This is a genomic window from Arthrobacter sp. 05T45 (assembly GCF_056395875.1).
In genome coordinates this window covers 1-477 of record NZ_JBFTKI010000058.1, presented here as the reverse complement: position 1 = coordinate 477, position 477 = coordinate 1, and the positions used below count along the sequence as shown (strand labels likewise).

Here is a 477-nt window from a genome sequence, read left to right as displayed (position 1 = left end):
GACCGTTAATGGTGTTCCGGCGGTGACCTACTCTCCCACACCCTCCCGGGTGCAGTACCATCGGCGCTGTGGGTCTTAGCTTCCGGGTTCGGGATGGGACCGGGCGTTTCCCCCACGCTATGACCGCCGTAACCCTTGCTCCGCCACCGTGCCCGCTGTTGGCGGGGGTGGGGAAAACTGTGGTTACAACATGGCCGCTGCAGCGAATGCAGCTGTGGTGTTGTTATTTTGTTGTCGGTTCCTGTGCAACAGTGCCGTCGGTGACGGGTTTGTTGGTTGGGAACCACATAGTGGACGCAAGCAGTCTTGTTTCTTTGTACCCTCCCCATGGTGTGAACGTCTTTTGAATCCGTTCACGGGAAGAGTGTGTGGTGTAAGTTATCGGCCTATTAGTACCGGTCAGCTTCACGAGTCGTTAGTCCTCGCTTCCACATCCGGCCTATCAACCCAGTGGTCTGGCTGGGGGCCTCTCACACA

1 rRNA gene is annotated in these 477 nt (G+C 57.7%); it reads right to left on the bottom strand.

Annotation, left to right across the window (positions count from 1 at the left end):
• Positions 1-14 precede the first annotated feature (14 nt).
• Positions 15-131 (bottom strand): 5S ribosomal RNA (gene rrf / locus AC1DGD_RS22140).
• Between the last annotated feature and the right edge of the window lie 346 nt (positions 132-477).